This is a genomic window from Pontibacter sp. HSC-36F09, from assembly GCF_024171605.1.
Lineage (GTDB): Bacteria > Bacteroidota > Bacteroidia > Cytophagales > Hymenobacteraceae > Pontibacter.
This window is the reverse complement of the sequence record NZ_JALKAA010000008.1, coordinates 67,227-87,761: the sequence shown is the minus strand read 5'-3', so window position 1 is coordinate 87,761 and position 20,535 is coordinate 67,227. Positions and strand designations below refer to the sequence as shown.

21 protein-coding genes are annotated in these 20,535 nt (G+C 48.9%); 10 read left to right on the top strand and 11 right to left on the bottom strand.

The features are described 5' to 3' along the window. Positions 1-24: 24 nt before the first annotated feature. From L1278_RS18135 to mazG, 5 genes are all read right to left on the bottom strand, one after another. Entirely contained in the window at positions 25-855 is an 831-nt protein-coding gene (locus L1278_RS18135) for an energy transducer TonB (RefSeq protein WP_253406436.1), read from the bottom strand. Between the two features lie 3 nt (positions 856-858). After that, on the bottom strand, positions 859-1,383 hold the full coding sequence (locus tag L1278_RS18130; protein ID WP_253406435.1) for a biopolymer transporter ExbD: 525 nt from the start codon (positions 1,381-1,383) through the stop codon (positions 859-861). Positions 1,384-1,405: 22 nt separating this feature from the next. Then, positions 1,406-2,008 (bottom strand): biopolymer transporter ExbD, encoded by a 603-nt coding sequence (locus tag L1278_RS18125; RefSeq protein WP_253406434.1) that lies wholly within the window; start codon positions 2,006-2,008, stop codon positions 1,406-1,408. Positions 2,009-2,038: 30 nt separating this feature from the next. Then, the gene (locus L1278_RS18120; RefSeq protein WP_253406433.1) at positions 2,039-2,905 is read right to left on the bottom strand and encodes a MotA/TolQ/ExbB proton channel family protein; all 867 of its coding nucleotides are present in this window, start codon (positions 2,903-2,905) and stop codon (positions 2,039-2,041) included. A 583-nt stretch (positions 2,906-3,488) separates the two neighbouring features. After that, entirely contained in the window at positions 3,489-4,301 is an 813-nt protein-coding gene (mazG, locus tag L1278_RS18115; RefSeq protein ID WP_253406432.1) for a nucleoside triphosphate pyrophosphohydrolase, read from the bottom strand. A gap of 171 nt (positions 4,302-4,472) precedes the next feature. On the opposite strand from mazG, the gene glmM reads away from it, so the two are divergent. From glmM to L1278_RS18100, 3 genes are all read left to right on the top strand, one after another. Next, positions 4,473-5,864 carry a phosphoglucosamine mutase gene (gene glmM, locus L1278_RS18110; RefSeq protein ID WP_253406431.1) on the top strand — a complete coding sequence of 464 codons (1,392 nt, stop codon included), beginning with the start codon at positions 4,473-4,475 and terminating at the stop codon, positions 5,862-5,864. 135 nt (positions 5,865-5,999) lie between these two features. Further along, on the top strand, positions 6,000-7,142 hold the full coding sequence (locus L1278_RS18105; RefSeq protein ID WP_253406430.1) for a cysteine desulfurase family protein: 1,143 nt from the start codon (positions 6,000-6,002) through the stop codon (positions 7,140-7,142). Between the two features lie 136 nt (positions 7,143-7,278). Beyond that, complete coding sequence (locus L1278_RS18100) at positions 7,279-7,821, top strand: TIGR00730 family Rossman fold protein (protein ID WP_253406429.1); 543 nt, start codon at positions 7,279-7,281, stop codon at positions 7,819-7,821. Positions 7,822-8,224: 403 nt separating this feature from the next. On the opposite strand, the gene hemH is transcribed toward L1278_RS18100, so the two are convergent. Beyond that, complete coding sequence (gene hemH / locus L1278_RS18095; protein WP_253406428.1) at positions 8,225-9,253, bottom strand: ferrochelatase; 1,029 nt, start codon at positions 9,251-9,253, stop codon at positions 8,225-8,227. Between the two features lie 354 nt (positions 9,254-9,607). Between hemH and era the strand changes: the two genes are divergently transcribed. From era to L1278_RS18075, 4 genes are all read left to right on the top strand, one after another. Then, complete coding sequence (era, locus tag L1278_RS18090; protein ID WP_253406427.1) at positions 9,608-10,495, top strand: GTPase Era; 888 nt, start codon at positions 9,608-9,610, stop codon at positions 10,493-10,495. Positions 10,496-10,558: 63 nt separating this feature from the next. Then, positions 10,559-11,872 (top strand): ribosome biogenesis GTPase Der, encoded by a 1,314-nt coding sequence (der, locus tag L1278_RS18085; RefSeq protein ID WP_253406426.1) that lies wholly within the window; start codon positions 10,559-10,561, stop codon positions 11,870-11,872. Between the two features lie 72 nt (positions 11,873-11,944). After that, positions 11,945-12,127: a hypothetical protein gene (locus tag L1278_RS18080; RefSeq protein WP_188503135.1), complete on the top strand. Its 183-nt coding sequence runs from the start codon at positions 11,945-11,947 to the stop codon at positions 12,125-12,127. A 185-nt stretch (positions 12,128-12,312) separates the two neighbouring features. After that, entirely contained in the window at positions 12,313-12,504 is a 192-nt protein-coding gene (locus L1278_RS18075) for a hypothetical protein (protein WP_253406425.1), read from the top strand. Between the two features lie 77 nt (positions 12,505-12,581). Here the strand turns inward: L1278_RS18075 and L1278_RS18070 are convergent, their stop codons facing one another. Further along, positions 12,582-13,151, bottom strand: coding sequence for a hypothetical protein (locus tag L1278_RS18070; RefSeq protein ID WP_253406424.1), 570 nt, complete (start codon positions 13,149-13,151; stop codon positions 12,582-12,584). A 223-nt stretch (positions 13,152-13,374) separates the two neighbouring features. On the opposite strand from L1278_RS18070, the gene L1278_RS18065 reads away from it, so the two are divergent. Continuing rightward, positions 13,375-14,457 (top strand): hypothetical protein, encoded by a 1,083-nt coding sequence (locus L1278_RS18065; RefSeq protein WP_253406423.1) that lies wholly within the window; start codon positions 13,375-13,377, stop codon positions 14,455-14,457. A gap of 83 nt (positions 14,458-14,540) precedes the next feature. Here the strand turns inward: L1278_RS18065 and murQ are convergent, their stop codons facing one another. From murQ to L1278_RS18045, 4 genes are all read right to left on the bottom strand, one after another. After that, positions 14,541-15,359 (bottom strand): N-acetylmuramic acid 6-phosphate etherase, encoded by an 819-nt coding sequence (murQ, locus tag L1278_RS18060; RefSeq protein ID WP_371927371.1) that lies wholly within the window; start codon positions 15,357-15,359, stop codon positions 14,541-14,543. Between the two features lie 47 nt (positions 15,360-15,406). Beyond that, positions 15,407-16,267, bottom strand: coding sequence for a hypothetical protein (locus L1278_RS18055; protein ID WP_253406422.1), 861 nt, complete (start codon positions 16,265-16,267; stop codon positions 15,407-15,409). Between the two features lie 61 nt (positions 16,268-16,328). Next, entirely contained in the window at positions 16,329-16,586 is a 258-nt protein-coding gene (locus tag L1278_RS18050; RefSeq protein WP_253406421.1) for a cytochrome b5 domain-containing protein, read from the bottom strand. A gap of 109 nt (positions 16,587-16,695) precedes the next feature. Next, the gene (locus L1278_RS18045) at positions 16,696-17,847 is read right to left on the bottom strand and encodes a formimidoylglutamase (protein ID WP_253406420.1); all 1,152 of its coding nucleotides are present in this window, start codon (positions 17,845-17,847) and stop codon (positions 16,696-16,698) included. 242 nt (positions 17,848-18,089) lie between these two features. On the opposite strand from L1278_RS18045, the gene L1278_RS18040 reads away from it, so the two are divergent. Then, complete coding sequence (locus tag L1278_RS18040) at positions 18,090-19,847, top strand: long-chain fatty acid--CoA ligase (RefSeq protein ID WP_253406419.1); 1,758 nt, start codon at positions 18,090-18,092, stop codon at positions 19,845-19,847. A 229-nt stretch (positions 19,848-20,076) separates the two neighbouring features. Next, a complete protein-coding gene (locus L1278_RS18035; RefSeq protein WP_253406418.1) occupies positions 20,077-20,511 on the top strand; it encodes a MarR family winged helix-turn-helix transcriptional regulator in 435 nt (144 codons plus the stop codon). The last annotated feature ends 24 nt before the right edge of the window (positions 20,512-20,535 follow it).

Here is a 20,535-nt window from a genome sequence, read left to right as displayed (position 1 = left end):
TTTTTTATTGGTATAGAATAAGATTTACTTGATAGCAAATCGTACTGGCAAGGTATAGCGAACAGGTACTGATCTACCGTTCTGCTTCCCTGGAGACCACTTCGGCATTGTTTTCACAACACGTACAGCTTCTTCGTCAGTACCAGAGCCAAGGCTCTTCACAACCTCAATTTCTGAGATCTCGCCTGTGCGGCTTACTACGAACGAAAGTACTACCAGGCCTTCTACTCCGGCACGCTGGGCAGCTGCTGGGTAGCGGATGTTCTTGCCCAAATACTTCATCATTTCGCCTTCACCACCTGGGAATTCAGGCATCTGCTCAACGTAAGTATATGGCTTTTCTTCTACTACTTCTGCAACTACGTCGCTTGTACCGTCGATGTCACCCAGATCGAGTGGAGCACCTTTAACACCTTCAACCGTTTTGGTTCCGATGTCTACGTCCTCCAATTCTGTTTGATCCGGCACTTTCTCTTCTTCCTGTACCTCGTTGTCACGCTTCACTACCGGAGGCGTGAACTTCACCTGCGCACGTACTGGTGGCGGCGGTGGTGGAAGGTCTGGTGGCGGCGGTGGCGGCGGTGGCGGTGTTGCTTCATCCAGTGGTGGTGGCGGAGCCAGGTCTACTTCTGTTACAATACGATCTACCACTTGTGCTTCTTCCGAGTCACCCTTGATCATTTTTGAAATCAAAGGGATACTAAGGAAAAGGAAGAACAATGCAATTGCTACAGTTGCGGCAATTGTGATATGCTTATTGTAAATTTTGCGAAGTAGGTAGGCACCGTATGCTCTGTTTCGTCCTTCAAAGACGATGTCATCGAGCGATGCATTTTCTAACTTACTTACTTCCATATCTTAATTCCCAATTTGTTCTTGTACCAATTTCTTGTCTGATTCGGCTATCTCTACCATCGCAAACCTCTTGGTGTCCGTTATTTTCAACTCGTCCAAGATATCTACCACGTTCTTATAGCGAGAACTTTCCATTGGCTTTACCATCACTGTCATCATATCGTTCGATTTTACTTTAGATGATAACAGTACCTGGCGGATACCATTTGAGGCGTAGCTCGATTCCACAATCTCCGGATTGTCCTCTGCCAAACCAAAGTAGTAGTATAGATCGTCGTCAGGGCCAAGTATAATCGTCATGGCATTACTGGCTTTCAATGCTATCTGCTCCTCCGGGTTGTCAACCTTCTTCGGCATGTTGATTTCCATCGTCTGCGGCTTATTGAAGGTTGTGGTAAGCATGAAGAACGTAATCAGAAGGGCGGCAAGGTCTACCAGCGGTGTCATGTCAATTTTGGTCGACTGGCGTTTGGCGCGCTTTTTCCCGCCTTTGCCGCCAGAGTCGGCCTTTTGTTGCATTTCTGCCATTATCTTATCTCCTTTCTAATTATTAGTTCGTAGGCTTCATCTCCATGTCCGTAATGAGGTTGAACCTGTCTACTTTCTTCTCCTGTAGAATGTCCATTACTCTCTTCACTGTCGGGTAGCTTACGTCCTGGTCACCTTTGATGGCAATTACCACCTTAGGGTTAGTGAGACGTGTCTGCAATACCCAGTCGCCAAGCTCATTACGTGCCGAATCAACCGGAATCCCCGGCTGGTTTACTTCCTTACGATCGTTTGACTCCATTGCCAGGTAACCTTTCAGTTGGTTAATTGGCACGCCGAAGTTGCTTAGAAGAGAAAATGTTTTTCGCTCCTCTTCGGTAAAACCAATATTGTAGTTCTTAGCAATTCTGTCAAGCAATGCTTCCTTTGTCTGCTGCCCGTCTACCCCAAAGAATACCCGATCATTTTTATCAACCGTAATGGTGATTACGTTAGTGTCCGGGATCTTGATTTCTGAAGCAGATGAAGGAGTGTCTACTATAACAGCCTCATCTGGACGGGCTGTTGCAGTCAACATAAAGAAAGTAACCAGCAAGAAGAATAAGTCCACCATTGGCGTCATGTCCAACGAGGGGGCCGTTCTTTTTACTTTTACTTTAGGCATCTTATCTGGTTAAATACGGTTAAACTTAACTTATACAGTATGTGGTCTTGCAGCTGGTGTTTCGTGCTGAGACGTGAAAGTAGACACCATGCTGAAGCCTGCCTCGTCGATGCCATAAGTAAGCTCGTCGATTTTGCTTGTAAAGTAGTTATAAGCGATGATCGCGATGGTAGAACCAGTAATACCAAGGGCTGTGTTGATAAGGGCCTCAGAGATACCGTTTGCAAGCGCTACTGAGTCAGGAGCACCTGAAGTCGCAAGAGCCGAGAAGGCCTTGATCATACCAAGTACCGTACCGATCAAACCAACCAGTGTAGAGATAGAAGCGATAGTAGAGATAACTACCAGGTTTTTCTCCAGCATTGGAAGCTCCAGTGAAGTAGACTCTTCGATTTCTTTCTGGATAGCAGCTACTTTCTCTGCTTTAAGCAGTTCCGGCTCGTTCTGCATTTCCTTATACTTCATCAAGCCAGATTTCACTACGTTAGCAACAGATCCTTTCTGAACGTCGCAGGCAGCGATAGCGCCATTGATGTCGTTTTGCTTCAATTTAGCAGAGATCGTGCGCACGAATTGAGCAACGCCTCCTTTACCTTTTGCTTTGCTGATTGTCAGAGCACGCTCAATAGCGAAAATGAATACCAACAGGTTAAGGGCAAGCAAAATCGGTACTACCCAACCACCTTTGTAAACAATACCAAGATAGTTACCTGGAAGTGGGTGGTTCTCGTTGCTTCCGCCTTCAAAGTTGGCAGGATTGCCAAAAACGAACATATAGATAAGCACAGAGGCTATCAATGCCAACGGAATAACAATGCTCGCAAATACGCCGCCAATTGGGCTCGGCTTTTTTTCTACATTAGCATCTTTGCTCACTACTGCAGTCTTTTTTTCCATTTTGTTTAAAAGTTTAAAGTTTAGCTGTTTGTGTTGTAATTAAAAATGATTGTGTAATATGAAAATGTAATTGTTTCGGATTTAGTTCTTCTTTGGTTTTGCAATTTCTGCTTTTTCCGCAATTTTCAAACGATATAGCGCTTTTAATTTTGAAAAATCTCACCGAAATACCCTAAAGTCAGCCCAAATTAAATTTCCCATTGCCTCTTCTAATGGCAAATATTGCGGGTTTACAAATATATTTTATTTTAAATTCTTATCCAAAGTTTAAACTTTGGATATCTCATCAACTCTTATTTAGCCCTTTCATATACTCTGCTGGTCAGATACTTGTGTCTTCCATTCCATTTCTTTCCGGCGATTCAAACATCGGTGAACTCCTGCTGTAATGCTGTATGAATGCAGACAGTGTAGAGCTTCCTGTAATAGTAATAAATCAGACCGGAGAATGTTATGATAAGAAGAAAGTGCTCAAACTAACAGATGACAAAAAAATAAAACCCTAATAAGTTTGTTTGAAATCGGGCTTGGGAACGGATTGAATCATAAATATAAAGCATGTTTGCTAAATATGTATGCATGCCTATCTGTTTTTTGCCTGATTCCAGTAAATATCCATTTCTTTTAAGGACAAGTCCTGTAGTCGTTTGCCGTCTTTAGATGCTTCTTCCTCCATATACTGAAACCGATCTATAAATTTCAGATTGGTTTTCTCAAGTGCTTCTTCTGGGTTTATGTCAATAAAGCGGGCGAAATTTATGAGCGAAAAAAGCAGATCCCCAAATTCGCCGGTAGCTTTCTGATGGTCAATCGACTGGATATCCACTGTGTTGAATTCAGACTCAAACTCGTTCAGCTCCTCCTGCACCTTCTTCCATACCTCAGACTTATCATCCCAATCAAAGCCTGCACCCCGGGCTTTTTCCTGTATCCGCATGGCTTTCACCAAAGCCGGGAGTGAGGTTGGTACGCCGCCAAGCACAGACTTGTTGCCTTCTTTTAGTTTCAGACGCTCCCAATTCTGCTTTACCTCCTCCTCGGTGTTGGCGGTGACATCCCCATAAATATGCGGATGCCTGAAAATGAGCTTCTCGCAGAGTGAATTGAGAACATCGGCTATATCAAAAGTCTTTTGCTCGGAAGCGATCTTGGCATAGAACACCATGTGCAGCATGATGTCGCCAATTTCTTTCTTAATCTCCTGCATATCCTCTCGGATAATGGCGTCGGATAATTCATAGGTTTCTTCAATGGTCAGATGGCGCAAGCTCTCAATAGTCTGCTTTCTGTCCCAGGGGCACTTCTCGCGTAGCTCATCCATCACGTCCAGCAAACGGTCAAAGGCCTGTAGTTGGCGTCCGCGCGGACTGTCTTCAAATTTTTGCGTCTTATTCATAAACACAAAGATAATAAAATCATCTGGGGCGATGTTGTACTGCAAAACGGAGCAGTACAACATCGCATGGATGCTTTTTAAATATTAGATGCACCGGGCAGCTAAATTCCATAAACTGCTAAACCTTAATTCTAATTTATTACTTTTGCAGCTGAAAAAAATATTCTCGCAGTGGCTTTAATAAAATCAATTTCAGGAATCAGAGGTACGATAGGAGGAAAGGCAGGTGAAGCACTTACTCCTGTGGATGTGGTAAAATTTGCCGCCGCTTACGGTACCTGGGTATTGCAGACTACTGGCAACAATACCATTATAGTAGGACGCGACGCACGCCTGTCGGGTGACATGGTGAACAAGCTGGTTTGCGCCACCTTGCAGGGGCTAGGTATAAACGTGGTCGATCTGGGGCTGTCTACTACGCCTACAGTAGAAATGGCAGTGCCTGACTACAAAGCTGGTGGCGGCATCATTCTGACAGCAAGTCACAACCCCAAGCAATGGAACGCGCTCAAATTACTTAACCAGAAAGGCGAGTTTATTTCCGATGTCGAAGGGAAACTGGTGCTGGAGTTGGCTGACAAGGAAGCGTTTGAGTTTGCTCAGGTGAACGACCTGGGCAGTTACCAACGTGACGATGAAGCGCTGCAAAAGCACATTGATACAATTCTGGCATTGCCGCTGGTCGATGTAAACGCCATCAAAGAAAAAGACTTCAGCGTAGCCATCGACTGCGTCAACTCTTCCGGAGGTATAGCTATACCTATGCTGCTCGAAGCGCTGGGAGTACATAAAGTTGAAAAGCTGTTTTGCGAGCCGGACGGTAATTTCCCGCACAACCCGGAGCCGCTGCCTGAGAACCTGCGTGAGATTGCGCGCGTGATCGAGAAAGGTAAGTTCGACTTAGGTATAGTAGTAGACCCGGATGTGGATAGACTGGCCCTGGTCAATGAAGACGGTAGCATGTTCGGCGAGGAGTATACCCTGGTAGCTGTGGCCGATTACGTACTGAAGAATCAGGTAGGTAATACTGTCTCTAACCTTTCTTCTACCAGAGCGCTGCGCGATGTGACAGAAAAGGCTGGTGGTAATTATTATGCTGCCGCTGTAGGCGAAGTGAATGTGGTGAACATGATGAAGGCTGAAAATGCGATCATCGGTGGAGAAGGTAATGGCGGCATTATTTATCCAGAGTTGCACTATGGTCGCGATGCCCTGGTAGGTATAGCTTTGTTCCTGACACACCTGGCCAAGTCAGGTATGAGCATGACGCGCCTGCGTGCCAGCTACCCGAATTACCATATCTCTAAAAATAAGATCGAGCTGACGCCTGATGTAGACGTGGACGATGTGCTGCAGCAAATGCAGGAGCGCTACGCCAAGCAACCTATCAATACAATTGACGGCGTGAAAATCGAGTTTGACAAAGAGTGGGTGCACCTGCGCAAATCCAATACAGAGCCGATCATCCGCATCTATGCCGAGTCGGAGAGCAATGCCACTGCCGAGCATCTGGCCAACAAAATTATTGCTGACATCAAAGAGATTATCTCTGCCAAAGCATAATGTGTTGTTGCTGTAGCATATTTAAAACTTAGCAATCGAAGGTTGCGCCAAAGGGGAAACCATGTTTTTTCTCCATCGGCGCAACTTTTTTTTATACTTTAGTAGTTCGTTTAAGAGAATCCAATACAAAATATCATGCGTGTTTATTTAGATAATGCAGCTACCACTCCTCTTGACAAAGAGGTTTTTGATGCCATGGCCCCTTTTATGCTGGAGCATTTCGGCAATCCTTCTTCCATCCATTCACATGGGCGCGAGGTGAGGTCTGCCATCGAAAAAGCTCGTCGCACGGTAGCTACGCTGCTAAATACGTCGCCTGCTGAGGTGTTTTTTACCTCCGGTGGCACCGAGGCTGATAATTCTGCTATTGTCTGTACCTGCCGTTCGCTAGGTATAAAGCACGCCATCACGACCAAACTGGAGCACCACGCCGTGCTGCACACCATGGAGATGCTGGAAAAGCAGGGTGATGTGCAACTGAGTTACCTGCGCCACGACGAACGCGGCAACCTGGATCTGGAGCATCTGGAGGAGCTGCTGGCAAACCAGCCGCGCACGATCGTCTCGATCATGCATGCTAATAATGAGATCGGAACACTCAACGATATTGAGAAGATCGGAGAGATCTGCAGAAAGTATGATGCGATTTTCCATTCTGACACGGTGCAGACCATGGGGCATTACAAACACGATGTACAGCAGATTGGCGCTAATTTCCTGGTAGGTTCGGCGCACAAATTCCATGGTCCGAAGGGTGTTGGCTTCCTGTACTGCGATGCAGAGACCAAGATCCAGCCCCTGATTCAGGGTGGTTCGCAGGAGCGCAACATGCGTGGCGGCACTGAGAACGTGTATGGTATTATTGGTCTGGCCAAAGCGCTGGAGATTGCTTACCGCGACATGGCCGAGCACCAGAAGCATATGCAAAGCCTGAAGGACCGCATGATCTACAAACTGCGCGAGCAGATGGAGGACGTGAGCTTCAACGGTATGTCGGAGTTTGGTGATAAGAGCCTTTACACAGTGCTTAACGTGAGCCTGCCGGCCTCTGACATTAACGAAATGCTGTTGTTCAGCCTGGATATTGCCAAAATTTCGGCTTCGGGCGGAAGTGCCTGCAGCAGCGGTGCTAATGCCGGTTCGCATGTGCTTCGCGCACTGGGCGTAGACCCGCTTCGAGGTTCTGTTCGCTTCTCTTTCAGCAAGTATAACACCGAGGCTGAGATCGATTACGTGGCCGAGACAGTTGCAAAAATGTATAAAAAAGAACTGGCCTAGGTATAGGCGCGCTTTGTCAAAATTATAAAAAGGCTTCAGCAGGAATGTTGGAGCCTTTCTTAATCAATCAAAAACCGAAACAGAATAAATTTAATCAATGAGAAGTATAGGCGTTTTTTGTGGAGCCAATACAGGTATGAACCCAGTGTATAGTGAAGCCTCGGCACAGTTAGGTGAGTTGATGGCGGCACAAGGTATAAAGCTGGTGTACGGTGGCGGCAATGTGGGTTTGATGGGTGTGATCGCGGATGCCGTGCTGGCTGGTGGAGGTACAGGTATAGGCGTAATTCCGCAGAGCCTGGTAGACAGGGAAGTAGCGCATAGAGGTTTGCAGGAACTGATTGTCGTGGAGACCATGCACGAGCGGAAAGCCATTATGGCGGCTCGTTCCGATGCTTTCATTGCCATGCCCGGCGGCTTTGGTACCTTCGACGAAATTTGCGAGATCATCACCTGGAATCAGTTGGGGATCATCAAAAAGCCTGTAGCCTTTTATAACATTAACGGTTACTGGGACAAGTTCTTCGAGATGATCGACCATACGGTTAGCGAGGGCTTCGTGAAGCTTGATCATCGTGAAAACCTGATTGTGGAAAGTGACCCGGAAGTGCTGCTTCAGAAAATCAGAGAGTATTCAGATACCACTTCCGATTACTGGGTCGATTTTAAGAGGATCTGATTGTTGATTGCTAATTTCTGCCTGTTGTTGTTAATTGTTGAGCAGTTGCGATTTAAAGGTTAAGCCTGCTTGTAGGTATAGATCGTGGCAAAGTTCGTTAAGTAGTTGCAGTTCGGAAAGTATCTAATTCCAGCCCTACGGCTCTTTCGGGTCTGCAATCCGTAGGTATACCTGCGGCAATTACCAGCGGAGCAGCCCCTGAACTTGACGACTTGGATTCGCGACCTCTTCGAGTTGCACGCAGGTATAGCAAAGTAAGAAGCGCGGCTAAAGTTAGGATAACCTCCGCTGGGCTGAGATATTTATAAACCAGAAGCGCCGCTGTAAATCTTACAGCGGCGCTTCTGGTTTATACCTGTGAAGTCATTTTCAAATCTTCACATCTCCAAATTTTCAAATCGCTCTAATTCTCCAGCACCATGTTTTTCAGGGCTTCTACCCAGGTGTCGCTGGAATTCAGGCTCTCGACAAGCACCCATTTCTCACCACCGGCGTGCTCAAACATCTCCTTGAACTCTTCACCCACCTCAATAGTGGTCTCCAGGCAGTCAGCCACGAAAGCAGGACTGAAGGCAAGCACTTTTTTGATGCCTTTGGCTGGCATGGTCTTTAGTATCTCGTCGGTGTAGGGTTGCAACCAAGGGTCGCTCAGCAGCCTGGATTGGAAAGCGATGGTATACTGGTCCTCGCGCAGACCAAGTGCTGCAGCCAGCAAACGGGAGGTCTCAAAGCAGGAAGCACGGTAACAGTAGCGGTTGCGCTTGTTGTAGCTGTTGCAGCATGAGCCCAGCTTGCAATAGCCGTGGTCACTGCCCTTGAGCACCTGCCGCTCCGGCACCCCGTGATAGCTGAATACCACATGGTCGTAGTCGTCCTCGGCCATGTACTTTTTGCCCAGCTCCGCAAAGGCGTTGATGAAGCCCGGGTCGTCGCAGTAGGTCGAGATGAAGTTGATGCTCGGGATAATCCACCATTCCCTGACGATCTCCATGATCTTATCCTGCACCGAACCGGTTGATGCAGAGGCGTACTGTGGGAACAGGGGCACCACAATGATGCGGGAGACACTCTTATCCTGAAGCTCTTCCAGTGCGCTCTTGATGCTTGGGCTCTGGTAACGCATACCAAAAGCCACGTGGTAGTCATCACCCAGGGCAGCCTGCAGTTTGACCTGCAGGTCGCGGCCGTGGTACATGAGGGGCGAGCCGCGTTCGGTCCAGAGCTGCTTGTATACCTTGGCGGACTTAGGTGCCCGGAACGGCGCGATAATGCCGTTAACGAGCGCATAGCGGCCTACAGGGTTAATATCGATCACGCGGCGGTCCAGCAGGAACTCGCGCAGGTATTTTCTTACGTCAGGAGTATTGGGCGTATCCGGTGTGCCCAGGTTTACCAGCAAAACCCCAATCTTGCCTGTTTTTTTCTTGCTCATCTATAACAAATAGTGCTGTTGCTTTACAAAGATACGAAGTATAACGAGTTAGTTATGATCGATAGTTTCTATGCCCTGATAGAGGGTGGCAGGGTATAAAGCTAAAGGGGGCTGAAATGTTTGAAAGTAGGCGCCAAGACCTCGCGGTGGCTTTAGACCCGCGAGCGTCTAACAGATCAGCCGTGGCCAAACAGGTATAGGTAGTAGCCTGACCAAATCTCGCACGAACAACAATTAACCATCAACAATTTAACAATTCACCAAATCGCTCAATCACATATTAAACTGAAATCCACACATTTTCACCGTGTTTCGTAAAAAAAGGAGTAATTTTGCATCCTTAAATTTTAGTGTATGTCCGAAAGTCCGCACAAAGCCGGTTTTGTGAGTATAGTGGGGAAGCCCAATGTAGGTAAATCCACGCTTATGAACGCCCTGGTGGGGGAGAAGCTGTCTATTATCACATCCAAAGCTCAGACCACCCGTCATCGCATCATGGGTATCCTGAACGGTGATGATTTCCAGATCGTGTACTCTGACACGCCTGGCATCATCAAGCCACAGTATGCGTTGCACGAGTCGATGATGAGCTTTGTGCGCACCTCGCTGGAGGATGCAGACATCATCCTGTTTGTGACGGACATTTATGAAAAGCACGATGAGGACGATGTGATCAAACGCCTGCAGCACGCCAATGTGCCGATCCTGCTGCTCATCAACAAAATTGACCAGGCCACCGAGGAGGAAGTGAACGAGAAGGTAGCCTACTGGCAGGAGAAGATGAACCCGACCGAGATCCATCCGATTTCGGCTTTGCATAATTTCGGAGTAGAGCAATTGTTCGCCCGATTGATGGCTTTGTTGCCAGAGCACCCGGCTTTTTATCCGAAAGATGAACTGACTGACAAGCCTGAGCGTTTCTTTGTGTCTGAGATCATCCGCGAGAAGATTTTACTCAACTACAAAAAGGAAATTCCCTATAGCTGCGAAGTGGTGGTAGAGGAGTTTAAGGAAGAAGAGGACATCATCCGTATCCGTGCCGAGATTAGCGTGGAGCGCAAGAGCCAGAAGGGCATTGTGATCGGCCACAAAGGCGAGGCACTGAAAAAAGTGGGCACACAGGCCCGCGTGGATATGGAGCAGTTTTTCCAGAAAAAGATATTTCTTGATTTATACGTGCGCGTGAACGAGAACTGGCGAACCGACCAGAAGCTGCTACGCCGATTCGGCTACAGCGAGTAGCGCACTATTAAAGCTTCGGGGCAAGGTGCTCCGGGGGCACTTTAACTATTTTATTTTATTTCGATGTCAACCAACATCATTGCAATCGTAGGCCGCCCGAACGTGGGCAAGTCTACACTTTTTAACCGCCTTGTAGGGCGCCGCCAGGCCATTATGGACAACGAGAGCGGCGTGACCCGCGACCGCAGCTACGGCCACGGCGACTGGATTGGCAAGTACTTCACCGTGATCGACACAGGTGGCTATGTGCACGGTTCAGACGATATTTTTGAAGGAGAAATCAACAAACAGGTAGAGCTGGCTATTAAAGAAGCCGATGTGATCCTGTTCATGGTAGACGTAGAGGCAGGCGTAACCAGCCTGGACGAAGAATTTGCCAACGTACTGCGCCGCACCGACAAGCCCATCTATGTAGTGGCTAACAAAGCCGACACGAATGCCCGTGCCCACCAGATGGGGGAGTTTTATGCTTTGGGCCTAGGTATAGACGTATTCCCGGTATCGTCGCAAAGTGGCTCCGGCACCGGCGACCTGCTGGACGAGGTGGTGAAGCACTTCAAAACTGATGGTACAGAAGATCCGGATGCAGGTATACCCAGACTTGCCGTGCTAGGCCGCCCGAACGTAGGCAAGTCCTCATTTGTAAACATGCTGCTGGGCGTGGAGCGTAACATCGTAACCGATATTGCTGGTACCACCCGCGACGCGATCGACTCCCGCTACAACGCCTTTGGCAAAGAGTTTATCATTGTCGACACGGCTGGTCTGCGCCGCAAAAGCAAAGTGAGCGAGGACATTGAATTCTACTCGGTGATGCGCTCGGTGCGTGCCCTGGAAGATGCCGATGTGTGTATTGTGATGCTGGACGCCACCAGAGGTATAGAGTCGCAGGACGTGAACATTATCTCGCTGGCTGAGAAAAACCGCAAAGGCATCGTGATACTGGTGAACAAGTGGGACATGGTGGAGAAGGATACGCACACCACCAAGGAGTTCGAAGAGAAGATACTCGAAGCGATTGCCCCGATTAAGTATGTGCCGATCATTTTCACATCGGTAGTTACCAAGCAGCGTGTGCACAAAGCTGTTGGGACGGCGATGGAGGTATACGAGCAGAAAACCCGTAAAATCTCTACTTCAAAGCTGAACGATAAGATCCTGCCGGATATTGAGCGCTACCCGCCACCATCCGTGAAAGGCAAGTTCATCAAGATAAAGTACGTGACGCAACTGCCGACGCACAACCCGACGTTTGCGTTTTTCTGCAACCTGCCGCAGTATGTAAAGGAGCCGTATACGCGCTATCTGGAAAACAGTATCCGGAAGCATTTTGGCTTTGAAGGAGTGCCGATCAAAGTGTTGTTTAAGAAAAAATAAAAGCTTCTGTATCAATATATTCAGATATAGAGTTATATTTGAAGCTTCATCCTTAACCAATCACAAAACATTATGAAAAAAGTATTCGGTTTACTATTCGTTGCAGGTCTTTTCACATTTGCTTCATGCAACAACGCAGAAGAAACTGCAACTGAAGTTGAAACTACTGAAACTGTAGAGACAGTTGAAGTTGAGACTGAAGTAGAGGCAGACACTACTGCTACTATCGAGGAAGACACAACTGCTGTTCAGTAGTCACAAGTACCAGTACTACCGGCCGCAAGGCCCGGCGAAAGAAAAAAGCACTCCCTGGAGTGCTTTTTTTATATATATACCTCAACTAATATGTACAGGCTGCGTATTGGCATTCAAGCTTCGGTGCAGGGTGGTGCCCGTTGCGATAACCAACCATTTTCCACCATCACATTAAACTTATAAACATGAAAAAGTCAATTTACCTTTTCCTCGCCGCTGGTCTTTTTACATTCACATTCGCATCTTGCGACTCTGCAACTGATGAGAGAGCTGACCAGGTAGAAGACGCTGCTGAAGAGCAAGCGGATCAGATTGAAGAAGCTGGTGAGCAAGAAGCTGATCGTATTGAAGACGGCGACACGGCTGTAGTTCAGTAGTCTCACGTTACGTATACACAGCAAAAGAGCGGGCTCACGACGAGTCCGCTCTTTTGTTTTTACTTGGTTTAAACCGATTACGGGCCCAGCCGCTTTTGAATCATGCTGTTTACCAGCGCAAAGAGCCGTTTTGGAGTATAGGTACGCCAATGCAACTCATCCAGTGTGCCACCCGTGTTGACGTAGGAGTCAATGTTGTAGCTGCGCATCTCGCTGAGCACAAAATCCCGGAAACTAATGGCCGCGATCCAGCCTTCCTCCACATCCTCAAACCACTCTTCGTAGTAGTCGTCCTCCGAACCGTGGAAGTTGAACACATTCTCGCCGATCAGGATAAAGTGCTTGATGCCTTCCTGCACCAGCGGATCAATGATGTTGCGTTTGAGCTTCATGATGTCGTTGTGGAGCGCATCGTTCCACTCCCCTATAAACTCGATCACGGCAAAGCCCAGGTCGTAGTCGGCATACAGGATTTTCAGAAATAGCGTTTCAGAGTCGATGTCGTCCCACTGGGGGTGTATGTAGTAACCATAGATGGTATGAGTGTACTGCAGCAGGCTGTTCTCGGCGCCATATAGCGGAGAGCGTGGGTCCTCGGCAGCTGAGTATAGCTCCAGCCAGTTATAAAAGGGTTCAATGTCGTGCATAAGTCAATCTATTCTGCGCCTGTGTCAGAGGCTGGCATTTGTCAGTCTACTTAAAGATTATGGACAAAGTTGGCTATATTTAAGGAAGAAATCTCCTGATTAAGTCAACTCCTATGTGCTGATGCAGGTATAAGCGGGTACAAAATAGCCACTGTATATGCTAAGGCTTTCCTGAGTACGTTATAACATGGCACGTTCCAACTGAAAACACCACCCATCTTCTATGCAGTTCACATTCAGACCCAAATTTTTTAAGCCTGCGGGTGCTATACTCTTCCTGCTGGCCATGCTATGCTTTAGTGCCCAGGCAATGGCCAAGGCAGATTATACCAAAGACTACCACCCCCACATCAACAAAGCCGAACGGTTGGTGATGGCGAATGACTACGCAGGTGCGCTGCAGGTATACCAGCAGGCTTTTGCGGCCGTGCCACATGGTTTTGCCCGCGACTACTACAATGCGGCCGTATGCGCCGGGCTCACTGGGCACGCAAAACAAGGTATAAATTATCTGGAGAAGTTGGTAGAAAAAGGGGTGTCGCTGGAATACCTGGAGCAGCAGGAGCCGCTTGATACCCTGAGAGCTCACAAAGGCTGGAAGAAGTTTGTCAAGAAGTACCCGAAGCGCCGCAAAGCCTTCCGGGAGAACACGAACATCGACCTGCGTGCTGACCTGGACGAACTCTGGGCACGGGATCAGTTCTTCCGCCAGGCGAAAGGAGGCCTGCGCGTTCATGCTGATACGATCCGGAAAATAGAGGCTGACAACGTGAAAAGACTGCTGGCCTGGGTCAGCAAGCACGGCTATCCGGGAGAGGATCTGATTGGATTGCCCGACACGCTGGAGGTGTTGCCCCGCTTCAGCATTGTGATTCAAAGGCAGACTACTGCCCGAAACGGATTTGATTTCAAGACGGTGCTCACCCAGGCAGTGCAGGAGGGCAAGCTCGACCCGCATGCAGCTGCCTACCTGATGGACCAGCAGCAGGGCAAGAACCTATACCGGTCCAAAGTGCTGGCACGCGTCATTTGTAATAAACCGGAAGACTGCAAAGATGATAAGGAGTTTGGCGATTTGTCGAGCCGCTACCTGGTGCAGCGTATGAGTGAGGAGGAAGAGGCAAAGGCAAACGAACTGCGGCAGGAACTTGGTCTGGAACCTGTAGCCGCGTACCGCGAGAAGATGCGGTACGCTATAAAAGACGATCGCTTTAAGCTGGGCTATGACTGGGCGGTGATCAATTATAAAGTGCCGAGCAAAGAAGCAGCGAAAGTACTGGTAGAGAGTATGGCCATATTGGATTAGCTATTTCCAGACGTATACCAAAACAGATCGGCCTGCCGCGTTTTCTTATTCTGGCAGGCCGATCTGTTTTTTAGGTATAGGCTTTATGAAATAGCATTGCCATTGCGGTAGGCCTCGATGGCGGCTCGTACGCTGCCGTACTTCTTGAGCAGAGCAGCAGCCTCTGGTTTTGCCAGCTGCAATTCATCCATCAGCATGCGTGTGCCACGTTCTACCAGCTTCGTGTTGGATAGCTGCATGTCTACCATCTTGTTCCCTCTCACGTGGCCAAGCTGAATCATGGTAGCTGTGGTGAGCATGTTGAGCACGAGTTTCTGGGCAGTGCCGGCTTTCATTCGGGTGCTGCCGGTCACAAATTCCGGGCCGGTAATCACTTCTACAGGAAAGTCGGCAACGGCAGCCACGGGGCTGTTGGCATTGCATACAATGCAACCGGTGGCTATACCTGCACGACGGCAAGCTTCCAGGCCACCCACCACATAAGGTGTTGTGCCCGATGCGGCTATACCTACCACCATGTCTTTGTCCGTGATGGTATGCTCCTGCAGGTCTTTCCATGCTTGTTTTGTGTCATCCTCTGCAAACTCCACCGCCTTCCGGATAGCGCCATCGCCACCTGCAATTATGCCAATGACCATGCCATGCGGCACACCGTATGTGGGAGGGCATTCTGATGCGTCCAGAATGCCGAGTCGTCCGCTGGTGCCTGCCCCAATGTAAAAGAGCCTACCGCCCTCGCGGAGACGTTCTACAGTGGTGTTCACCAGGGTTTCAATCTGCGGAATTACCCGCTCAACGGCTATAGGCACACTTTTGTCTTCCTGGTTGATGCAGGTGAGCAGCTCGTGCACGGGCATTTGCTCTAATTTATTGTAAAGTGAGTCAGATTCGGTAGTAGACACTGTGGTGGTAAGTCAAATTTGATTTCAGAAAATAAGTATACGTGCCCTTAGGCATTCTGCATTTTGAGCAGCTCCTGGTGGTATTTGATCAGGCCTTCGCTTGGGCTGGAGATGATGACCCCAATGTGGCAGCCATACTTCTTCGCCACCAGCTTAAGCGTGTCTGCGAAATGAAACGCGATGGAGCCCACAAAGTTTACCGGCAGTTCGCCGAAGCCCTCGTACTTGCTCACGTGGCGCTCGAAGAACTCCTCGAAGTTCTCGTAAATCATTTCCTTGATCACTGGGTTCTTCCGCTTCTCGTGCATGAACTTGGCAAAAGTCGCCAGGTACTGGCTGGGTATGTCAGAGCCGTACACCGCATCCAGAATACCGTTCTTGGTGAGGTTATACCTGTTTGTTAGTGAAGTCGCCAGTTCTTCAGGAAGCTCGCGGTACATGTAGGCTTTGATCAGCAGCTTGCCCAGGTAGGCGCCACTTCCTTCGTCCCCCATCAGGAAACCCAGCGAAGTCACGTTGTCGATGATGTTCTTGCCATCGTAGAGGCAGGAGTTGGAGCCTGTGCCCAGGATACAGGCTATACCTGGCTTGTGACCGCACAGCGCGCGCGCAGCTGCCAGCAGGTCGTGGTCCACGTAGTTAGGTATACCTGGAAAAGCACGGCTCAGGGCATCTTCCACACGTTTGTTGCGTTCAGGGGAGCTGCAGCCGGTGCCATAGTAGTAAATGGCGCTGATGTTTCTCTCTTTTAGCTGAGGCAGCAGCTCAGCCTCAAAAATGGTGTAGATCTTGTCAGTATCCAGGTACTGGGGGCTAATGCCAGTGGTGGTTACCTGTTCGTACTCGTTGTCGACATCAATGGTGCGCCAGTCTGTTTTGGTAGCACCGCTGTCAGCTATCAGAATCATAGTATTGGTAAATTATAGTTGATCAGAAGTCTGCCCGCTATGCTAGCAAACTCCCTCTGCTTTATTTTCGGTATACTGAGTTTTTGACTAGTCCGATCACCTCAAATTTGTCAAACACATATTCGGTATGCGGGGCGTCCTTTAGTTCCTCGGTCAGATCCTGTCCGGCCCAGTGTTCGTAATGGTTGCCGCTCCGCCAGAGCCTCGATTTTTTTACGTCGTAGATCAGCCCCTTGTAGGCTACCCACACATCGTCACGGTCCTGGCCATTGCGCAGGGCGAGCTGTTGCAGGGTATATTCCGGGAGATTTTCTTCCATTAAATGGCAGGCTCTACGGAGCCCGGTTTGCAAATATAATAATCCTGCCCTAGTGATTGGGGCAAACGGAGCAGAATCAGGTTTGTTTCTTTGTTCGGCCCCCTGAGTTTTAGCCAATACGGGCCTGTGTCAGTATCCAGCGGTTGGGTACTTCGCCTTTGATGGCCTGCAGATAGTCTTCGTAACTGCAGGATACAATGCGTGGGCTCTTCTCGCTTGAAAGAGGCTCCACCTCCATCCACCACTTTTCACTCACTTTGCTTTTAAAGAAGGTCATGCGGTCGGGAGTGTCGTTGAAGGCCACAGCATATTTGGTAAACTTGCTGGAGCTGAACTCTGTTTCGTGCTTGCGGTGGTAGAATCCCTCGATGAAGTACCAGACCATGGTAGCAATCGTCATGGCCGTAAGCTCTTGTCCATCCTGTTCCGGCTCATATTCATAGATTCCCAGCGATGTCATCTGGTCACTCAGGCCCGCATACCAGCACAGCTGGCAGGCCTCCTCGCCGGTGAGCCCAAACGGATTGGCCGGGGTATAGCCCGGCGCATCCTGATGGCGGATAGCGGAGATATCAAAGGTGAGCAGGTCGGCCTGGCGCACAACGGGCTCCATTTCCTGCAGGCTGCGGTGCACCTCGCCCACACGGTAAGCCTCAAAGTGAAGCTTCTCAAAGGTAGCCATCACCTCCGGGTCCACCAGGTACGACTGGTAGCCAATCTGCCCCAGGCTGAAGAGGTAGTTGGGTTCGTGCATCAGAATCTGGTGCAGCTGCTTTTTGTTGGTGGGCACATCATTGTCTTCGCTCATGTCCACGCTGCTATCCACAGTCACCATGTTCACGGCGCGATCCAGGTGCTCGTAGCCCATGTACTGCCCATACTCCAGATCATGCGAACCACCAATGATGACAGGTATGGTGTTGTGCGAAATAAGAATTTCCACAATCTCTTTCAGGCGCAAATAAGTGTCATCGAGCGTTATACCTGAGCGCAGGTTGCCTAAGTCTACTATGTTGCAGCGGCCGGTTCCTTTATGCAGGCTGTAGAGTTTTTTACGCACGGCACGGGCCGGAAACACCTCCGATTCTGTCTCTTCTCCCCGTCCGCGGGTCTCATTCACACCGATCAGGGCAATATCGGCGGAGCGCCAATCCGGGAACTTGCCTGTGAAGCGGCCAATGTAGGCACCGAGCGTGCGCGGCTTGTCAAGCAGCGCAAAGACGTCCTCATTCAGAGGCTCGAAGAAAATAGAAAGATTCATACAACAGTATCAGGAAGGTCAAATATAGCAAAAATGCAGCTTTTGCGAGCGCCTTTTAGCTAAGTATAACTTTTTAGTGTAAAAAGTGCTATCAATATAAGGATTGACAAATATTTGTGCAGGCAGGTATAGAAATTTCAGAAAAAAATAGTTAAAATGCACTAAAGAACGCAGGCATGGCCGATGTTGTGCCATTAAGCATACTGCCCTACATAAGACTGACACTAACCTAAGCAATCACCATGAATGTAACCCGCGCCCTGGATCTGCTGCCTTTTCAGTTGCAAAATCTGCCTCAGCCCGACTGTCTTGCCACAAAAGTTAACGGACAATGGATTAAATACAGCACGCAGGACGTGCAGGACATGGCCAACAAGGTGAGTCTTGGTCTGCTGAAGCTAGGTATAGGCAAAGGCGATAAAGTAGCCATCATTTCCCTGAACCGCCCGGAATGGGTGTTCGCTGACTTCGGCATCCAGCAGATAGGCGCTATCAGCGTGCCGATGTACCCGACCATTACTGTAGAAGATTACCGCTACATCTTCAACGATGCGGAGGTGAAGGCGGTGTTTGTTTCTGACGCTGAACTCTATAACAAAGTGGTGGCCGCGACCGAGGGGATGAAGAGCATCAAAGAAATCTATACCTTCGACGAGATACACGGCGCCAGGCACTGGAAAGAAGTGGTGAAAATGGCTGAAGGAGAGGATGTGGCGAAACTTGAACCGATGAAAGCGGCTGTTTCGCCTGACGATGTCCTGACCATTATCTATACCTCTGGAACAACCGGAAACCCGAAAGGGGTGATGCTGACCAATAACAACATTATCAGCAACGTAACGGGCACACTACCTTATGTGCCGGTTAACCAGCACCATCGCGCGCTGAGCTTCCTGCCGCTTTGCCATATTTTCGAGCGCATGCTCCTTTATTTATACATGCGCATCGGGGTGTCCATCTACTATGCCGAGAGCATCGAGAAAGTGGCCGACAACCTGAAAGAAGTGCAGCCGCATGTGTTCACCACCGTGCCGCGTCTGCTTGAGAAGGTATATGACAAGATCGTGGCCAAAGGTATGGAGCTGACCGGCGTAAAGCGCAAGCTGTTCTTCTGGGCGCTCGAACTCGGTCTGGAGTACGATACCCGCGAAGACAAAGGTTGGTGGTACAACAAACAGCTCGAACTGGCCAATAAGTTGATCTTCAGTAAGTGGCGTGAGGCGCTGGGCGGCAACATTATTGCGATCGTTTCGGGTGGCGCTGCGCTGCAGCCACGTCTGGCGCGCGTGTTCTGGTCGGCCAACATCCGCGTGATGGAAGGCTATGGATTAACAGAAACCTCTCCCGTAATCGCTGTGAACCGTTTTGAGCCGGAAAATAATGCGATTGGCACCGTTGGCCTGCCGATTGACGGTGTGGAAGTGAAAATTGCAGAGGACGGCGAGATCCTCACCCGCGGACCGCACGTAATGAAAGGCTATTACAAAAAGCCAGACCTGACGGCTGAAGTGATCGATGCTGAAGGCTGGTTCCATACCGGTGACATTGGGGAACTGGTAGACGGCAAGTATATAAAGATCACGGACCGCAAGAAAGAAATGTTCAAGACGTCGGGTGGCAAGTATGTGGCACCGCAACCAATCGAGAACAAGCTGAAGGAGTCAGTGGTGATTGAGCAGGCCATGGTGGTAGGTGCCGGACAAAAGTACGCCGCCGCGCTCATCGTGCCTTCGTTCCTGGGCCTGCAGGACTGGTGCGCTCACAAAGGTATACCGTATACCTCTGATGCCGATATGATAAAGAAACCAGAGATTCTGGAAAAGTATAAGCGTGAGATAGAGAAGACGAACGAAGGCCTGGCGCAGTACGAGACCATTAAGAAGTTCACGCTCGTACCGAATATGTGGACCGTAGAAAGCGGCGAGCTGACACCAACCCTGAAAGTGAAGCGCAAGAACATTACGGCCAACTACCAGAAAGAAATCGACAGCATGTATTAATCGATTCCAAAATAAACGGTAGACCGTCTGAATAACAAAAAACCCTTTCCCGACCGGAAAGGGTTTTTTGTTTGTAACCATTCTCCGGATTATACATAAACTAGAGCAAAAGGTACTATAGCACGTAATCCGCTTTCGTGAGCGAAAGCGGATGGGGAATTAATATTTTTCCTAAAATAGTATGCTTGCATAACATTATTTTATATATTTGGTATAAACACTATAATGCATGAAGCCTGAAGAGACCGTAGATTATAATGTAAAGGTATGTTGGCATGCTATCTCACGTATGTATAATACAGAGGCTGCCAAAAACGATATTACCACTTCCATAGGATTCGTATTACTCAACATCAACCAGGAGACAGGAACTCCCGCCACTAAAATAGCCCCTTTGCTTGGGCTGGAGGCGCGTAGCCTGACCCGCATCCTGAAAAGCATGGAGGAGAAAGGCCTTATCTATAAAGTGTCGGACGACAAGGACAAGCGGCTGGTGCGGATTTTTCTGACAGAGAAAGGGCTCGAGAAGAAGGAGGTGTCGCGCCGTACGGTGCTGCATTTTAACCACAAAGTGCAGGGGGCTATACCGCAGGAAGAACTGAATACTTTTTTCCGGGTGTCTGAGCGCATCATCAGCATGATCGAAAATAAAGAGATTTTCTAACCATAGTAGACCATCAAGCTTTTT